Genomic DNA, 17,628 nt, shown 5'->3' on the forward strand with positions numbered 1-17,628 from the left:
CATGACCGATCCCATCGACACAATCTGGCTCAACGCCCGCATCACAACGCTCGCCTCCGGCGCACCCGGGCTCGGGATCATCGAACAGGGCGCGATTGCCGCGAAGGACGGCCGCATCGCCTGGGTCGGCCCGATGGCCGAGTTGCCCGCTTCGCTCGCACCGCGCGAGACCGTCGATCTGGAGGGCCGCTGGGTGACCCCCGGCCTCATCGATTGCCACACCCATCTCGTCTATGGCGGCGACCGCGCCCGCGAGTTCGAAATGCGGCTTGGCGGCGCCTCCTATGAGGAGATCGCCCGCGCCGGTGGCGGCATCATCTCCTCAGTGAGCGCCACCCGCGCCGCCAGCGAGGCGGAACTGACGACCAGCGCCCTCCGCCGGCTCGACGCGCTGCTGGCTGAAGGCGTCACCACTATCGAGATCAAGTCCGGCTACGGCCTCGATCTCGACAGCGAGTTGCGCATGCTCAGGGTGGCCCGCCAGCTGGCCGACCACCGCCGCGTCGCCATCGCCACCACCTGCCTCTCCGCCCATGCCTTGCCGCCCGAATTTGCCAACGATCGAGCCGGCTACCTAGCGCTGGTGATCGACGAAATCCTGCCGGCAATGGCGGCCGAAGGAATTGCCGATGCGGTCGATGGCTTCGTCGAAGGCATCGCCTTCTCGCCAGCCGAAATGGCACCAGTGTTCGAGAAGGCAAAAGCGCTGGGCCTGCCGGTGAAACTGCACGCCGACCAGCTGTCCAATCTCCACGGCGCGCGCCTCGCCGCCGAACACGGCGCGCTATCCGCCGACCACCTCGAATACACCGACGACGATGGCGCGGCCGCGATGGCAAAGTCCGGCACCGTGGCGGTACTGCTGCCGGGCGCATTCTACGTCCTCCGCGAAACGCAGGTGCCGCCCATCGCCGCCTTCCGCCACCACGGCGTGCCGATGGCCGTGGCCACCGACAGCAACCCCGGCACCTCGCCGATCACTTCGCTGCTCACCACCATGAACATGGCCGCAACGCTGTTCCGCCTGACCGTCGACGAGTGTATCGCCGCCGTCACCCGCGAGGCCGCACGGGCGCTGGGCCGGCTCGACGACACCGGCACCATCGAGCCGGGCAAATCTTGCGATCTCGCCATCTGGGACATCGAGCGCCCGGCCGAGCTCGTCTATCGCATCGGGTTCAACCCGCTGCATCAACGCATCTGGAGGGGCCAGTGACCGAAGTTGAACTGCTGCCGGGCGCCGTGTCGCTCGGCACCTGGCGCAGCATCTATCGCGGAGCGAACGTCACGCTCAGCTCGTCGAGCCGGCCGGCAGTCGAAGCCGGCGCGGCAACCGTCGAGGCGATCGTCAGGAAAGGCGAGCCGGTCTACGGCATCAATACCGGCTTCGGAAAGCTCGCGAGCATCCGCATCCCCGATGCCGAGCTCGCCCAGTTGCAGAAGAACCTCGTTCTCTCGCACGCTGCTGGCGTCGGCGAGCCCCTGCCCGCCCCGGTGATACGCCTCGTCATGGCGCTGAAGCTCGCAAGCCTCGCCCAGGGCTTCTCCGGCGTGCGCTGGTCGACCATCGAGCATCTGGGCGCCTGCCTCGCCAAGGACCTTATGCCGGTGGTGCCCGGCCAAGGCTCCGTCGGCGCCTCGGGTGACCTCGCCCCACTCGCTCACATGACCGCTGCACTGATGGGTGTCGGCGCGTTCTTCGTCAGGGGTGTCGTGGTTCCTGCGGAGCAGGCGCTTACCGCAGCCGGGCTGGCGCCGCTGGTCCTCGGTCCGAAGGAGGGGCTGGCGCTACTCAACGGCACCCAGGTCTCGACCGGCCTCGCGCTGGCCGGCCTGTTCGAAGCCGAGCAGGTGTTTCAGGCCGCCCTCGTCACCGGCGCCCTCGCCACCGATGCGGCGCGCGGCTCGGATGGACCGTTTGATCCGCGCATCCACGCCGTCCGCCCGCATCGCGGCCAGACCGAGGTTGCCACCGCGCTCCGCGAACTGATGGCCGGCAGCGCCATCCGCGCCTCGCATCTGATCGGCGACACCCGCGTGCAGGACCCCTATTGCGTCCGCTGCCAGCCGCAGGTGATGGGCGCCTGCCTCGATATCCTGCGGCAGGCCGCGCGCACGCTTGCCATCGAGGCCAACAGCGTCTCGGACAACCCGCTGGTCTTTGCGCGCGAGGGTGAGGTCATCTCCGGCGGCAATTTCCACGCCGAGCCCGTGGCCTTCGCAGCCGACACCATCGCCATGGCGATCTGCGAAATCGGCTCACTGGCCGAACGCCGCATCGCCATGCTGGTGGACCCTGCCCTCTCGGGCCTGCCCGCGTTCCTAACCCCCAAGCCGGGGCTCAATTCCGGCTTCATGATTGCGCAGGTGACCGCGGCCGCCTTGGTTTCGGAGAACAAGCAGCGGGCCTTTCCGGCAAGCGTCGATTCCATCCCCACGTCCGCCAACCAAGAAGACCACGTCTCGATGGCGACGCACGGGGCACGGCGCCTGCTGCCGATGGCCGAGAATGCCGCGAACGTCATCGGCGTCGAGCTTCTCGCCGCCGTGCAGGGCTGCGATTTCCATCAGCCGCTGATCTCCAGCGCCCCGCTCGAGGCCGCCCGCGCGCTGCTCAGGGCACGCGTGCCGCACCTCTCCGACGACCGGCATTTCACCCCGGACATGGCCGAAGCCGCCGCTCTGGTGCGATCGGGACAGCTGGGTGCGAGCACGGCGCACCACCTGCCGGGTGTGACAGAGGCCGGACAGTGACCGAAAGCGCTTTCGACGTCGCCATCATCGGCCTCGGCGCGATGGGCGCCAATGCTGCCGCCCAACTGGCCGCACGCGGGCTGAAAGTCATCGGCATCGAGCGGTTCTGGCCCAACCATGATCGCGGCTCCTCGCATGGTGACAGCCGGTTGATCCGCCTCGGCTATTTCGAGGACCCCGCCTATGTGCCGCTGCTGCGGCGGGCCTACGCCAACTGGCGGGCGCTCGAAGCGCGGGCGCGCGAGGACCTGCTGACCATCACCGGCGTGCTGCAGATCGGCCCGCCGGACGACCCGATCGTCAAGGGCACGCTGGCCTCGTGCGAGCTCCACGGCCTCGCGCACGAACTGATCGATCCGCAAGCCATGCGCGAGCGCTTCCCGGCTTTCCAGCTCGACGACGACGAAGTCGCGGTATTCGAGCCACAGGGCGGCTTCCTGCGCCCGGAGAAGGCCGTAATGGCCGCGCTCCGTCTCGCCGGCGCCGATGGCGCGGCGCTGCATTTCGGCGAACGCGTGCTGGCGATCGAGCCCAGCGATGCGGGCATCCGCATCGTTTCCGATACCGGCACCTATCGCGCCGGCAAGGTCATCGTCGCGACCGGCTCCTACATCGCCGATTTGGTGCCGGATCTCGCGGGCCTTGCCACGCCCATCCGCCAGGTCGTCGGCTGGTACCACCCGCGCGACGCCCTCGCGACGGCGCTGGGTCGGATGCCGGTGTTCCTCCGCGGCGAAAGCACGGCGGGCTCCTTCTTCGGCTTCCCGGCGCTCGGACCGGAGGGCGTCAAAATCGGCAAGCACGCCCATTTCCACGAGGCGATCGACCCTGAAGAGCCCAACCCGCCGGTCAACGAAGCCGACCGAGCCCTGCTCGACGACTTCATCGCCCGCCGTCTCCCCGCCGCGGCCGGATTGCCGAGCGGCTACGTCACCTGCCGCTACACCATGCTGCCGGGCGACGACTTCCTCATCGATGTCCTCCCCTCGGACCCGAACATCATCGTCGCCTCGCCCTGCTCCGGGCACGGCTTCAAGTTTGCGAGCGTCGTCGCCGAAATCCTCGCCGACCTCGCCGCGGACGGACAGACGGCATTGCCGATCGACCCGTTCTCGTTCGCGGCACTGACCCGGCGCGCCAAGACAATCAAGGAAACGGCCTGACCGATGACCTCCCCCACCGACTGGCTCACCGTCCACCGCGGCACGGCGCCGCTCATCGTGAGCCTGCCCCATACCGGCACCATCATCCCTGCGGAGCTGGAACCGGCGTTCGTGTCGCGTGCGCTCGCCCTCAGTGACACCGACTGGTGGATCGACCAGCTCTACGACTTCGCCTTGGGACTTGGCGCCACGGTCATCCGCACCGCGATTTCGCGGTCGGTGATCGACGTCAACCGCGATCCCTCGGGTGCCTCGCTCTACCCGGGCCAGAACACCACCGGGCTTTGTCCCACCACCAGTTTTGACGGCCGGTCGCTCTACCGGCAGGGGCAGGAACCAGACGCCACGGAGGTCGACCGCCGCCGTGAGACGTATTTCACCCCCTATCACGCCGCACTCAAGGCCGAGATCGTCAAGCTGAGAACTGCACACCCTCACATCGTGCTCTACGACTGCCACTCGATCCGCTCGCGCGTCCCGCGGCTGTTCGAGGGCGAGCTGCCGAACTTCAACATCGGCACCAATAACGGCCCCACTGCGGATGCCGCCGTTGCGACGCTGGTGGAGAACTATTGCGACGTACCCGGGTTCTCGCGCGTCACCAACGGCCGGTTCCGGGGCGGCTGGATCACCCGCGACAACGGTGATCCCGCCCACGGCGTCCACGCGATCCAGATGGAACTGGCCTGTCGCGGCTACATGGACGAAACCGAAGACGACCTCCCCGCCCCCTATAGCGAGACCAAGGCAGCTCCTATGCGAGCGATCCTGCAACCGACGCTTGCCGCCCTCGCGCAGTGGGCCCAAACCCGGACTGCGTGAGGGAGCCGGGACGCGGCGACGCGGTTACGTCTGGACCGGCGCCTTGCGTATCGGAGATGCCCTCGAGCTGGGCCAGAGGCCCGAGTGTCCGAATTGGGCCAATAGCGGACGTTCGCTGCGCGAAATATGCCCGCGGTCTGGGTTGCGCAATTGCGCAGATCCTTGGCGGCGACGCGGGCGGCCTCAAACGTGATCGGCTAGAGATCGCGATTCACGCCCTCTACCAGGCGGATCTTTCGGGCGTTGATCTCCCAGACCGCGGAGATCACCCGCCCACGCGTTCGCTTGCTCACGTTGTGCTGGCCCTTCAGAGCGCGGTGTACCGTGCTCTCGGCGACACCGGCGAGGGTCGAGATTTCCTTGATGGTGCCGAGACGCTCAATGCCGAGAGCGGGTTCAAACATCTCTAGCCCTCCTGGTTGGCAAATCCGACTTCCCGGAGGAAGCTCCGGCTCGCTGCCAGGTCATCGAGGATGCTGCCGGTGTTTCGCGGATCGCGCTCCTGTTCGATGGTGATGTAGCCCGCATAGCCGCGCGACTTGAGCAGGTCGTAGACGGCGGCGTAGTCGATCGAGCCGCGGCCGATGGGACACATCACGCCCTTGGCGCAGGCATCGAAGAAGCGGATGCGCTCGTGTTTGACCTCGTCGAACACGACTGGGTCGATGTCCTTGAAATGGATGTAGTCGATGCGGTCCCAATAGCGACGAAGGGTTTCGACGGGATCCATGCCGGCATAGGCGGTGTGCCCGGTGTCGATGCAGAGGCCAGCGGTCTCTGCCGGGATGTCCTCGACGATCCGCTCGATCTCGTCGGCGAACTCGATGTGGCCACCGGCGTGAGGGTGAATGACGGCGCGGACGCCGAAGCCGTCTCGCGCGCGTTCGGCGATGGCCCGGATGTTTCCGACCATGCCCGCCCAGGCCTCGTCGTCGAGGCGAACCGCCCGGTCGGAATGCCCAGCGGCATAGTCCCGCGTGTCGTGCCCCCAGTCCATGACGGTGAGATACGGCGCTTCGAAACGCTGGTGGACATGGTTGGCCGGCTTGGGCAGGCGGGTGATGAGGGCGCAGATTTCCTCGGTCTGGCGCAGCAGGTTCTCGCGATTGTGGGGATCGACGAGGTTGTCGAAGATGGTGCCAGCGACGATGCGGAGTTTGCGCTGTTCCAGCGCAGCTGAGACCCGGTCCACGTCCAGCGGCAGGTAGCCATAAGGGCCGAGCTCAAGCCCGTCGAAGCCGGCGGCACGTGCTTCGTCCAGCACGTGCTCCCAGGCCGGCAGATGCGGGTTCTTGACGTCGTCGACGCCCCAGCAGCACGGGGCGCAGGTGATGGTGATGGGAACGCTCATGCCGTTATCCCTCGCTGGCGCCGGATCTCAGCGGCTGATTGTTGCCTTGAGCGCATCGACCGAAGACTGGATGCCGGCCTCGACGGACATGGTGAAGTCCTCCATCTCGAGGCTCACCCAGCCGTTGTAGCCCTGCATGCGAACCACCGAGAAAAACTCCTTCCACCACTGGAGGTCGTGCCCGGCGCCGACCGCCACGTAGTTCCAGGTGCGGTTGGCGACGTCCGTCACCTCACGAAGTTCGAGCAGCCCGTCGACATCCGCCCGCCCGCGCTCGATGCGGGTGTCCTTGCCATGGCAATGATGGATGGCGCTCCCGAGGGCCCGGGCGGAGGCGATCGGATCGGCACCCATCCACATCAGGTGGCTGGGATCGAGGTTCATGCCGACCTTGGGACCGACTGCGTTGCGCAACCGGAACAGGGTCTCCGGGTTCCACACCAGCATGGCGGAGAAGTTCTCGAGCGCGTACGTCTCAACGCCAACCTCGTCGGCCAGCCTGACGAGATCGTGCCACAGCGGGAAGGCACGGTCTTCCCACTGGTAGCGGTCGCGCTCCGGCATCTCGTTGGGCCAGGATTTGGTGTAGACGAGCCAGTTCGGCACCATGTCGCCCGGGGCCGCTTCCGGAAGCCCGGACATGGTGACGACCGTCTTGACGCCGATGGCGCCGGCGAGACGGATGGTATCCTCCATCTCCTTGCGATGGCGCTTGCCCATCTCGCCTGGATCGAGGGGATTTGCCGAACAGTTCAGCGCTGCGATATGGAGGCCGCGAGCCTCGATCTCTTTCAGCTTGGACTTGAGCAGCGCCTCGTCGGCCAGCAGTTCGTCAGCGCGAAAATGCGGCGCCGGCGACCAGCCGCCACCGGTCATTTCGACGCCCTCGACGCCCAATGCCACGCACTTGTCGAGCATCTGGGTGAACGGCAGGTTGCCCATGACGTCGGTGCAGATAGAGAGTTTCATCGTCGTTCCGTCCAAAGAAGGGGCGCGCCGGAGCGCGCCCCAGGGGGGGAGAAGGGTTACTGGAAGTCGACCCAGGCCGAGCCGGCGTCGGCGGAGCGCACGCAGTTCTCGAGCCAGCGCACGCCTTCGGTGCCGGCTTTGATGCCGGGGTAGTGATGGGTCGCGAGGAAAGCCTTGTCACCGCGGTTGCTGGCGTCGATCGCCTCGGCGATCCACAGGTAGATGTTGGACCAACTGTCACCGAGCCCTTCGGTGTGGAGCGCACCCATGCGGTCGACGGCGAGGCTTTCCTCCTCAAGATACGGCATGCCGTGATGCAGGATGCGGTTCGGCTCGCCCTGCACGTCGTAGAGCAGCTGGTCGGGATGGGAATCGGACCATTCGAGGGAGGCTTTCGAGCCGACGAAGCGGTAGCGCTGGGACCCCATGTTTCCGGCGTTCACCGAGGATACCCAGAGCCGGCCGCGGGCCCCGTTGTCATAGTGGGTCAGCACTGTCGCGTGGTCTTCGAGCGGCGCACGTGTCGCAATGAAGGCCTTGCGGTCGCAGAGCAGCTTCTCGATCCTCATGTGCGGCAGCACGATCTCGGACAGGTAGTAGAGGTGCGTGCCGATATCGCCCAGAACGAAGGTCGGACCAGCGGTTCTGGGATTGGTGCGCCACTTCACCGCCTCGCCCGCGCCGACATCGTCGCCCGCGTTGAAGCCGTGGGTATATTGCAGGTCGACGATGCGGATGTCGCCCAGCAGGCCCTTCCTGACCATGGCCGCCATCTGGTGGACCAGCGGGTGGCCGGTGAAGCCGTAGGTGACGCCGACGATCAGGCCCTTTTCATCGGCCAGCTTCTCGATCTCGCGGCACTCGGCAACGCTGAAGAACAGCGGCTTTTCGCAGATGACGTGGAGGCCGGCTTCGAGGCAGGCCTTGGTGATTTCGTAGTGCGTGAAGTTGGGTGTGGCGATGGAAACCACCTCGACGCCGTCCTCGCGTCCGGCCTCCCCGGCAATCAGTTCCTTGTAGCCGGCGTAGCAGCGCCCGGCATCGACGCCGATATTGACGCCGAAATCCCGGCCGCGTTCGGCATCCAGATCGAAAGCGCCACAGACGAGCCGATAGGTGCCGTCGCGCAGCGCGCCGGTGCGGTGCTTGTAGCCGACCTGCCCGGTCCGACCGCCGCCGACCATGCCCCAGCGAAGCGGGGCCGTGATGGATCTTTCGCCATTCAACATCTTGATTGCCTTCATAGTTATTCGAAACGTGGAGTCGGGCCCGCGGACAGCAGGAGCCAGTGCCGCGGGCGCTAGAGCGGCGACAGGATCGCAGTCATTTCGCGGGCCAGTACTGGTCGATGTAGCGCTGCATTTCCTTGCGCATGAACCGGCCCGACTCGTCGGCACGCTCTTCCCAGGCGAAGACGCAAGCCGTCATGATCCCGTCGAAGCCGATTTCGGCCAGCGTGCCGAAGAAGTCATCCCAGGGCACTTCACCCTGGCCGATGTTGAGATGCTGGTGCACGCGGGCGGTCGAGCCCGGCGGGTTGATGATGTAGCGCAGCCCCGAACTGGCCTTGTGGTTGAACGTGTCGCCCACATGCACATGCGCCAGCACATCGGCGCATTGGCGGAGCATCGTCTTGGTGTCGTCGCCGAAATAGAAGGTGTGCGGCGCGCAGTAGAGGAACTTCACGTTCTTGCTGTTCACCGTGCGGATGATGTCGACGGCAGGCTGGATCGTTTCCACCCAGTCCTCCGGATGCGGCTCGATGTGGAGGGTGATCCCCTCCTTTTCGAGGATCGGAACCAGTTCCTCCATCGAGCGCCACCAGGCGTCCTCGCACGCTTCGATCATCGAACCGGTGTGGCAGCAGTAGCAGGTGCCCTTGTCCGGGTGCGGCCCGCGCCCGAACTCGGAATTCATGACGTCGACTTCCATCTCGACGGCGATCTCGATGGCGCGCTTCCAGTGACGGACGGCGGCCTGCCGCTCATCCTCGTCGTTGGAGGCCCAGCGGTACATCGGCAGCAGCGAGGCGATCCCCACCCCCTGCTCCTTGAGCGCGTGCTTGAAGGACTTCACCCGCTCGGGAAAGACGCGCGGCGCCTTGAACCACTCGAGGAAGTCGCCACGTGGCGACAGCTCGATCCAGTCGTAGCCAAGTTCCTTCACCTTCGCCGGGAGGTCCTCGAGCGACAGGTGGCGGTGCATGAACGGGTCAAGTGCGATCTTCATCGGTGTCTTCCTGGTGCGAAGGGAGCGAACTGCTACGGCGTGGCGCCAGAAGGCGCGCCGGCGTCGGAATTCCTGTGGCTTTCGATTTCGGCTTCCAGCGCGGCCATGGCCTCGCCGCCGGCCATCAGGTCGGTGATTTGCTCACGGGTCATCTCGCCCTTCCTGAAATCGGCTGCCTTGGCGCCGCGAATGAGCACCGCGAAGTGATCTCCGACGGTCATGGCGTGCATGACCTGGTGGGTGATGAAGATCACCGCCAGACCGCGCTTGCGGGCCTCGAGAACGATGCGCAGGACGTGCGCCGCCTCCTTGACACCCAGCGCAGCGGTCGGTTCATCGAGGATGAGCACTCGGGCACCGAAGTGCACGGCGCGGGCAATCGCCAGCGCCTGGCGCTCGCCACCCGACAGGCCACCCACGAGGCGATCACCATCGTCTATGCGGGTGATGCCGAAGCCTTGCACGGCCTTGACCGCAATCTCGTTGGCGGTTCGTCGGTCGTAGATGTTCAACGGCCCGAACTTCCGCGTCGGTTCCACCCCGACAAAGAACGATCGGCCGATGCTCATCAGCGGAAACGTGCCGCCGAACTGGTGCACTGTCGCGATGCCGCGGTTGGCTGCATCGCGGGGCCCGGTGAATTCGACCGCCTCGCCATCCATCTCGATGGTTCCCGAGCTCGGCTTGAAGACGCCCGCGAGGGTCTTGATGACGGTCGATTTCCCGGCGCCGTTGTCGCCGAGCAGGCACAGCACCTCGCCCGCGTTCACTGCGAGCGAGATGTCATGCAGCACGTCGATCGGACCGAAATGCTTGCTGATGTTCTTGAGCTTCAGGATCGGCTTTGCCATCACTTGGCCCCCTTGGTTTTGGGCGCATAGGAGAGGGCCGCCCGGCGGAAGGTGTTGTTCATCAGCACGGCAAGTAGCAGCAGCACGCCGATGATCAGGCTGGACCAGTTGCGGTCGAAGTCGGTGTAGTAGATGCCCTGGGTCACGATGGCGAAGGTGATAGTGCCGAAGAAGATGCCGATCACCGAGCCGAACCCGCCGGTCAGCAGCACGCCGCCAACGACCACCGAAATGATCGAATTGAAGATGAAGGACTGGCCGCCGGCGACCTGCGCGGAATTGTAGAGGATCGCCTGGCACATGCCGACGAAGGCGGCGCTGGTGGACGACAGCACGAACAGCGTGATGGTCAGCCGCTCGGTCGGGATGCCGGCGTTGCGGGCAGAGACCTTGTCGCCGCCCATGGCGAAGACCCAGTTCCCGAATTTTGAGAAGTGGATGAAGTACACATAGGCAGCCGTCGCCAGCAGCCACCAGATGACCATCACCTGAAGCTGGCCGAAGACGAAGTCGCCGAACAGCATTTTCGCCAGGCCCTCGGTCTTGAGCGCGACACTGGTGGACTTGGTGATGAAGACCGACAGGCCCAGCACCATGCCCTGAACGGCAAACAGGCTGCCGAGCGTGACGATGAGCGAGGGCACCGCCGTCCGCACCACCATCAGACCGTTGATCAGGCCCACGAGCACGCCAAGGCCCAGCGTGGCGGCGATGCCAACCCAGATCGGCAGGCCGAAATGTCCGGAGATGATGGACACGGTCATCGCCCCGGCCGGGACCATGGCGCCGACCGAGATATCGAGTTCGCCCGCGATCATCAGCAGGCCGACCGGAATGGCGATGACGCCCAGGGTGGCCGCAACGTTGAGCCAGCTCGACATGCCGGCGATCTTCAGGAACGAGGTCCCGCCGAAGATCGAGAAAAACACCAGCACGGCCACGAGGCCAAGCAAGGCGCCCGCCTCGGGGCGGCGCAATAGCCCGCCAAGCGAGAGGCTACGGTTCATGGGACTCTCCCCGAATTCAAGAACAGAGGTGTCGTGAGGTGGATGGCCGAACGCGCCCATCGCTCTTCGACGAGATGGCCCGCCGCACGGAACGGCGGGCCTGAAGTCGTCAGGACTCGATCAGCGCGCGCCCTTCGATACGCCCGCCAGCGTCGCATCGATGTTCGATGCATCGACGATGCCCGGGCCGGTCAGAACCGGGAAAGTGGGCAGGTCGGTGCCGAAGTCGATGGCGGAGGCCAGCAAGGTTGTCGCGAGGAAGCCCTGCAGGTACGGCTGCTGGTCGATGGCGAACAGCTGCGTGCCGCCCTTGACGCGGTCGAGGCCGGCCTGGTTCAGGTCGAAAGTGCCCAGCATGGTGGTGGCGGTCTTGTCGGCCTGGCTGATGCCGATGGCCGCCGAGTCTGCATCGCCCGCCGAAATCGTGATCACGCCGTCGATGGTTTCGTCCTGCAGCAGCGTTGCCTTGATGGCTTCCGCAACCGCGGTGGCATCGCCGAAGGAGGTCGAAGGCAGCGGCAGTTGCGCACCCTTGCCGCCCTTGGCGGTGATGCCGTCGATCACGCCCTTGCAGCGCGCTTCGATATTGGCAGTGCCCGGCAGCGTGTTGATGCAGAGCACGTTCTTCTGGCCGTGTGCGGCGAAGTACTCGCCGCCCGCCGTGCCAGCCACGTATTCGTCCGAGCCCACATAGTTGATGGCGCCCAGTTCACGGGCCTTGTCCGCCCCGCCAGCGTTCATCAGGATCACCTTGATGCCGGCCGCGACCGCGTCCTTGATCGCCGGGTCCTCGGCTTCCGTCACCCAGTCAGGGATCACCAGCCCATCGACGTCCATGGAGATCGCGGTGCGGATCAGCTGCACCACGTCAGGCGCGAAATTGTCGTAGTTGACGAGGCGCAGGTAGTTGACCGAGCCGCCATTGGCGACGATCCCGGGCGTCGCGTCGTCGAGGCCCTTCTTGATGATGTTCCAGAACGCGTCGTCGTTCGACCCGCCGACCACCGCGATGTTCGCCGCCATGGCGCTCGAGGCCATCAGAGACGCCGCTACTAGTGCCGTAAGAAGATGCTTCGCTTGTTTCACATTTCCCTCCCTGGAGCATTCGCCCCTTATGGCGGCGATACTCAACAGCTCAGGATGAGAGTCAACGAAAGCTGAACTGGCTCATTGATTTCATTCCATCCATGTCATACGGTCTCATTCAATGATACGAAATGACACGAGATCGACGTGGCGCGCCCGACAATTCGTGACCTCGCTGAAGCAGCAGGGGTGTCCATCTCCACGGTGAACCGGGTGCTGGCCGGCGCCGAAAACGTCCGCGACGCCACCATGAGGCAGGTCCGCGACGCGGCAGAGCGGATCGGCTTCTATGGGCTGGGGACCATTCAATCGAGCGTCGCCGCGCGTCGGGCCAAGCACCGCTTCGGCTTCCTGTTGCTGCAGCCAACCCGCCTCTTCTACAGGAACGTGGCGGCTGCGCTGGAGGCGGCCGCGCGAGGCCTCGAGGGCCACGACATCGAACTCGAGATCGAGTTTGCCGAAGACCTGGCGCCACAAACCACGGCGTCCAAACTGCTCGCTCTGGGGCAGACCTGCGACGCGATCGGGGTCGTGGCGCCGGTGCACGCCCTGGTCGCCGGCGCCATCGGCGAACTGGAGCAGCGGGGGGTGCCGGTCTTCGCGCTGATCTCCCAGAGTTCGCCCACCGGTCAACATCGCTATGTCGGGCTCGACAATTGGAAGGTGGGCCGGACAGCGGCCTGGGCGGTCGCACATGCCTGCAAGGAGCCGGGCAAGGTCGCGATCCTCGTCGGCAGTCACCGATTCCGCAGCCAGGAAATGAACGAAAGCGGCTTCCGCTCATACTTCCGCGAGCACGCCCCCCACTTCATTGTTCTCGAGGCGCTCTCGACCTTCGAGACGAGCAGCGTGTCGCAGGAGATCACCGAGAAGCTCCTGTACGAGCACCCCGACCTCGCCGCCATCTACGTGGCCGGCGGCGGCATCACCGGAGTGCTGTCGGCGCTACGCAACGCCGACAAGGCGGGCGAGATCGTCATCATCGCCCACGACCTGATGGACGTGACGCGCACGGCGCTACTCGATCATTCGGTGACCGTGGTGCTGGCCCATCCACTGGAGCGCCTCGCGACCGAGATCGTCTCGAACATGGTGCGCGCGACATCAAACCTGGAGGACTCTCGCAACCAGACGAGCATCCTGCCCTTTGATATTTTCACGTCAGAGAATGTGTAGCCGCGCGACCTTCGAGCGCTGCTTGGAACTTGGGGAATCTGAGACGGACCCCATTCCGGGTGGGGAGATCCAGTCAGCGGGTGCTTAAACGCCAGCGTCCGCCTTGGGCCAAGAGCGGACATCTGCAGAGGTCCGCTTTGCGCCAGAAGCGGACATCGTCGATTCCCCACACGGCGGCAGGTCGCACTCCACCGTTGGCGCTTTGACGGTCATCCCGGCTGGCGGGCAGCTCCAGTCGACCCGAACTAATCGAGTCTCAAATCGCCTGCCGCTGAAATAGCGTGTTCTTGTACTTGGCGTTCGAACTGAGTCTCTCTGATCTAGCAACCAGGCCTTGGTCTAGGTCAAACTTCTGCGAGCGACTGCATGCCGACCAGTGCCTCGATTCGAGCTTGAATAGGGGCAAAAGCCGGAATCGCAGTGGGGCTCAGCGGTCGAGTGCCGTCACTATTGGCAACTTCAACGATGCGGCCAAGGCCACAAGCTCGGCTTGGCGATGACAGCCGGTCTTGGCAAAGATCTGTATCAAGTGCGTTCTGACGGTGCTGACCCCCGCGCCGAATTCGATGGCGATTTCCGTCGGGGAAGCTCCCGAGGCAACCTTCTGAAACACCCGCGCCTCGGCGGGGGTCAGATCGAAGAGGGCAGCGACTTCAGTCTCGGGCCACAGTTGGGACTTGCGCGACGGGGCAATGAACACGGCAGCATCTGCCATGGACCTTACCCCTGGTCGAATCTGACCTGAGCGAAGTGGAAGCACGTGGAAGACATGGGTCTGGCCATCCGTGAGGCGCAGCGGCACACCAAAACCGTTCCGTCCCAGTGTGGTCTCGTCCCCTGCCGCCTTGGCCACTGCCGTCGCCAGTGCAGCCGTCGCTCCGGGAGACGATATCGCGAAGCTACCATGAGCAGCCAGCACGGGCACCCCGCTTGCCAGCATCTTCTGCGCGGCGGCGTTGGCGTGGATCAGCCTGAGACTGGTGTCGGTCATGATCACGCCCACCGAAAGCGCGTCGACTACGCTTTCGAACGTCGCCGCCTTGACTGAGACCAAGTCGAACAGCCGGGAGATAGCGACGGATCTCTGCAGGTGCGGGATCAGCAAACCGGCGAGTGACGTCTCCGCTTCGGTGATAGGACCGGCATCGCGATGCCGGCCAAAGGCGATACTGCCAAGCGTAATGCCATCGCGCGCTAGCATGACAGCCATTACGTCGATAATACCGCGGGGCTTGGTCCATTCCGCATAGAAGCGGTTCCTGTCTGTCAGGCCCTCGCTATTCTTCTCGGACAGTACCGCTGGCTTGTCTAATGCGAAGCTAAGCATCTTGGCCGCTCCGCCCCATTGCTCAACGATGTCGGCGCTGTAATTCGCCATCATTTCCAGCCACGGACTCTCGATGCCGCTGGTGACGTTGAGGAGGGCTCCGCCAGTAGGAAGGTTGCGCAAATTCAGGGCGGCACTGCGGAAGGTCATCGTCCGGCACAGCGCACCTAGGGTTTGCGGCCATAAGTCAGGCTCGATCGCACAATCATAAATGGAGGCGACCAGATCGGAAAGAACAGATGCAGAGATTGATTGCTCCATCGACCCCTCTCCAGTCACGCGTACCCACATGCAGTATATTCATGCGAGATATTCAGGCGTCCCCCGTGCAGTGTCGCAGACATACATTTCTGTTCACCAAACGAGGGGGGCAGAGATTTAGTACCCGATCTACTCGGTGGCGCAAACAGGTGACAGCCCGGCGCTTTTGCGCCATGAACTGGCCGCGCCATGACTTAAAGCATGGCACTCCACCAAATGGTGGAGGAACTGCAGTTCCAATCCTGATCTGCTCCGATGCTCTGACTCATTGCGCATTTGGAGGGCGACGTGCCAAAATTTGGAACGCACTTTATTATTGCGGAAGAAGCCAAGAAAAAGCGTCCGGACCAGTTTCCGTTCGGTCCCCGGTTTGACAATGCTTTCCGGCTTGGCGCTGTCGGGCCAGACACAACGCTATTCTTGTTCGACCCAGCCGTGAAATCGAAGGAGTTCCGCGACGGCATAGATACAGCCCTCAAGGTCCTCAAGGTCGTCCACGACGTGAAGGACAGGGTCGACGACGTCGTCGAGGAGCTGACCGGGCCGATCGAGAATCTGGCCGACTGGGTGACGGGCGGCCTCTACTCGGCACTGCGCTATACGATGAACACGGCCCTTGAGGCACTGTTCCTGTCGCTGAAGCTGGGTACCGCCGGCGTCACGCAGGTGATGAACCTCAAGAACCCGGTCTTCACCCAGCTGCAGGATCTCCCGGGAGACTTCATCGACAACCCGCTTCATGCGGCGAAGTACTGGTCCATCGGGATCGTCGACAATGTCGGTTATCCGCTGCGGACGTTCGGGCACCCATACACCTCGGACGGCGCCTGGCGAAAGCCTGAGCCCACCGGGGACTACAGGAAGTGGTGGTGGATGGACCTGCTGCACTACCGGCGGACAGGCCAGTTCGCTTCCTCCCTGCTGAGAGGCGCCGAAGGCTCCGAGCTCCTCACGGCCTACGCTCGCGGCTACATGACCCATTTCGCCGGCGACGTGTGCGGCCATCCGTTCATCAACACGCTGGTCGGAGGGCCGTATCGGAACCACGCCTATCGTCACCTCGTGGTGGAGACGCTCGCCGATACCTGGCTCTGGCGGCATATGCAGCGCGGCGACATCATCGGCGCTCAGTTCGACGCGCTGATCGACGTCCCTGACAGCGACCTGGGGCAGATCGCCAACCTCGTCGTCTCTTCCATGCGGGAGGTCTATCAGGCGCCGATGGTGCCGACCCACCTCGAGCAGGGCTATCCGACGCCTGACGAGTGGGCGGGCGCGTATCGCCTCATGCGCGAGTACCTTCGCCTTGCCACCAACCCTGGCGTGCGGCGGCCGCCGGTGCCGCCCGATAGCCCGTCGGAGATCATCAAGGAGCTGCAGGATCGGCTGAAGCGCAACATGCCCGGGCCATTCCCGTCGCCTGGCACAAGTATCGAAGTTTTCCTGAAGGCGCTGCTCGGCTGGTTCTCCAAGGGCGTCGCCCTGATTGCCATGCTGGTGACCGCGCCGATCGCCTTCGTCGTGGAGCTTGCGGCCACCGCCCCGCGCTGGCTGATCTATGTGATCAACCTCGCTCTCTACATGATCGTTTCTTCGCTTCGCTCGACCCTGTGCCTCATGGGGTGGGGCTACTGCAGCGTCGACGATTTCGAGAATTTCACGTTCCTCGAGAAGTTCGTCACGGTCTCCGACGGTGCGGCAGAGAGCTATCCCAAGCAGACGGTCCCGAACCCGAAACTGCCGTTCTACTGGCTCGTCTCACCCAACGGACTGATCCCAGCACCGCTGGAAGGCCGGGCCACCATCCCAATGACTCCACACAACCAGGGGCTGACCCCGTTCTGGATGATCGACCCTGCAAACAGGATGGACCTGCCAAGGCTGCTCGAGTTCATAAATTCCAAGTCTCCCGAAGAAACTAGAGGCTTCGAGGCCGCGGTGGGACCCTCCGTTTTCGGAAACGCCATCGACCTCGCTATTGGGCTGCTGGATCACTCCGTGCCGATGGCAGACTTCGACCTCGATGGTGACCGGGGGTTCGGGTATCTCGGATGGGAGGAACTGCCGCCCAATGAGCGCTACTTCGTGAGAAAGGGGTCTGGAAATGTCTGAGCAAGCGATCGAGATCGATCTCGGCAACCCCGAAACCGGGTCGTTCGAAGCCTACGTCTTCTTCCGCCTGTTCGATGGCGATGGCGGCAACGCTAGTGGGCGGAGAAGAAAGCCCGAATTCATCGACCGCAAGCCGGTGTGTGCCGCGTTCGCCGAGGACGCCATTACGCTCGAGCTGTTCAATTGCGGGCAGATGGTGAGCGACATGGTCTGTGTCGACTACGAGCTCGTCTTTTGCACCAGGGCCAGCCACCTGCCTCATGAGGGCTTTACCGTCACACATGCGGACGAGGTCGAGAGCGGCGTGGTCGACCGTCTGGCAACGACAACGTTCGTGCCGGCGGGCGGAGCATCGTTCATCCAGATTCCGCTCGGGCCCCTGCCGCCGAGGCTCAAGAACATCTACCTCCGCGCCTGCGTGTCCACTCTGTGGGAAGAGTGCCCGCCGCGTGATCAATGGGACTTCGCACGGCAGTCCAAGGTTACCGAGTTCCACCACAAGGTGGCCTGACCGCCGTTC

16 protein-coding genes are annotated in these 17,628 nt (G+C 64.5%); 7 read left to right on the forward strand and 9 right to left on the reverse strand.

Annotated elements, in window-relative coordinates; translation table 11 throughout:
* Position 1 precedes the first annotated feature (1 nt).
* From hutI to hutG, 4 genes are read left to right on the forward strand one after another with little or no spacing between them, the layout of a single operon-like run.
* On the forward strand, positions 2-1,216 hold the full coding sequence (hutI, locus tag AC1DYL_RS02445) for an imidazolonepropionase (protein ID WP_477171929.1): 1,215 nt from the start codon (positions 2-4) through the stop codon (positions 1,214-1,216).
* Complete coding sequence (gene hutH / locus AC1DYL_RS02450) at positions 1,213-2,754, forward strand: histidine ammonia-lyase (RefSeq protein WP_477171930.1); 1,542 nt, start codon at positions 1,213-1,215, stop codon at positions 2,752-2,754. Before hutI ends, hutH begins: the two co-directional genes overlap by 4 nt.
* Positions 2,751-3,917, forward strand: coding sequence for an N-methyl-L-tryptophan oxidase (gene solA, locus AC1DYL_RS02455; protein ID WP_477171931.1), 1,167 nt, complete (start codon positions 2,751-2,753; stop codon positions 3,915-3,917). The genes hutH and solA overlap by 4 nt, the downstream gene beginning before the upstream one ends.
* A 3-nt stretch (positions 3,918-3,920) precedes the next feature.
* Positions 3,921-4,739: an N-formylglutamate deformylase gene (gene hutG / locus AC1DYL_RS02460; RefSeq protein WP_477171932.1), complete on the forward strand. Its 819-nt coding sequence runs from the start codon at positions 3,921-3,923 to the stop codon at positions 4,737-4,739.
* Between the two features lie 197 nt (positions 4,740-4,936).
* On the opposite strand, the gene AC1DYL_RS02465 is transcribed toward hutG, so the two are convergent.
* The 8 genes from AC1DYL_RS02465 to AC1DYL_RS02500 all read right to left on the reverse strand — a co-directional run bounded on the left by AC1DYL_RS02465 (position 4,937) and on the right by AC1DYL_RS02500 (position 12,184).
* On the reverse strand, positions 4,937-5,143 hold the full coding sequence (locus AC1DYL_RS02465) for a LacI family DNA-binding transcriptional regulator (RefSeq protein WP_477148169.1): 207 nt from the start codon (positions 5,141-5,143) through the stop codon (positions 4,937-4,939).
* 2 nt (positions 5,144-5,145) lie between these two features.
* Positions 5,146-6,090, reverse strand: coding sequence for a TIM barrel protein (locus AC1DYL_RS02470; RefSeq protein ID WP_477171933.1), 945 nt, complete (start codon positions 6,088-6,090; stop codon positions 5,146-5,148).
* Positions 6,091-6,117: 27 nt separating this feature from the next.
* The gene (locus tag AC1DYL_RS02475) at positions 6,118-7,059 is read right to left on the reverse strand and encodes a sugar phosphate isomerase/epimerase family protein (RefSeq protein ID WP_477171934.1); all 942 of its coding nucleotides are present in this window, start codon (positions 7,057-7,059) and stop codon (positions 6,118-6,120) included.
* A 56-nt stretch (positions 7,060-7,115) separates the two neighbouring features.
* Positions 7,116-8,288, reverse strand: coding sequence for a Gfo/Idh/MocA family protein (locus tag AC1DYL_RS02480; protein WP_477172028.1), 1,173 nt, complete (start codon positions 8,286-8,288; stop codon positions 7,116-7,118).
* A 94-nt stretch (positions 8,289-8,382) separates the two neighbouring features.
* Positions 8,383-9,288: a sugar phosphate isomerase/epimerase family protein gene (locus AC1DYL_RS02485; RefSeq protein WP_477171935.1), complete on the reverse strand. Its 906-nt coding sequence runs from the start codon at positions 9,286-9,288 to the stop codon at positions 8,383-8,385.
* A gap of 32 nt (positions 9,289-9,320) precedes the next feature.
* Complete coding sequence (locus AC1DYL_RS02490; protein WP_477171936.1) at positions 9,321-10,139, reverse strand: ATP-binding cassette domain-containing protein; 819 nt, start codon at positions 10,137-10,139, stop codon at positions 9,321-9,323.
* The gene (locus AC1DYL_RS02495; RefSeq protein ID WP_477171937.1) at positions 10,139-11,146 is read right to left on the reverse strand and encodes an ABC transporter permease; all 1,008 of its coding nucleotides are present in this window, start codon (positions 11,144-11,146) and stop codon (positions 10,139-10,141) included. The genes AC1DYL_RS02490 and AC1DYL_RS02495 overlap by 1 nt, the downstream gene beginning before the upstream one ends.
* A 120-nt stretch (positions 11,147-11,266) precedes the next feature.
* Positions 11,267-12,184, reverse strand: a complete 918-nt coding sequence (locus AC1DYL_RS02500; RefSeq protein ID WP_477148500.1) for a substrate-binding domain-containing protein — start codon at positions 12,182-12,184, stop codon at positions 11,267-11,269.
* A 195-nt stretch (positions 12,185-12,379) separates the two neighbouring features.
* Here AC1DYL_RS02500 and AC1DYL_RS02505 point away from each other — a divergent pair, with 195 nt between their 5' ends.
* A complete protein-coding gene (locus tag AC1DYL_RS02505) occupies positions 12,380-13,408 on the forward strand; it encodes a LacI family DNA-binding transcriptional regulator (RefSeq protein WP_477171938.1) in 1,029 nt (342 codons plus the stop codon).
* Positions 13,409-13,835: 427 nt separating this feature from the next.
* Here AC1DYL_RS02505 and AC1DYL_RS02510 read toward each other — a convergent pair whose 3' ends face one another.
* Complete coding sequence (locus AC1DYL_RS02510; RefSeq protein ID WP_477171939.1) at positions 13,836-14,996, reverse strand: helix-turn-helix transcriptional regulator; 1,161 nt, start codon at positions 14,994-14,996, stop codon at positions 13,836-13,838.
* A 435-nt stretch (positions 14,997-15,431) separates the two neighbouring features.
* Here AC1DYL_RS02510 and AC1DYL_RS02515 point away from each other — a divergent pair, with 435 nt between their 5' ends.
* Complete coding sequence (locus tag AC1DYL_RS02515; RefSeq protein WP_477171940.1) at positions 15,432-17,108, forward strand: zinc dependent phospholipase C family protein; 1,677 nt, start codon at positions 15,432-15,434, stop codon at positions 17,106-17,108.
* Positions 17,101-17,619 (forward strand): hypothetical protein, encoded by a 519-nt coding sequence (locus AC1DYL_RS02520; protein ID WP_477171941.1) that lies wholly within the window; start codon positions 17,101-17,103, stop codon positions 17,617-17,619. The genes AC1DYL_RS02515 and AC1DYL_RS02520 overlap by 8 nt, the downstream gene beginning before the upstream one ends.
* Positions 17,620-17,628: the final 9 nt, after the last annotated feature.

It is taken from the genome of Devosia sp. P1_H9 (genome assembly GCF_056405135.1).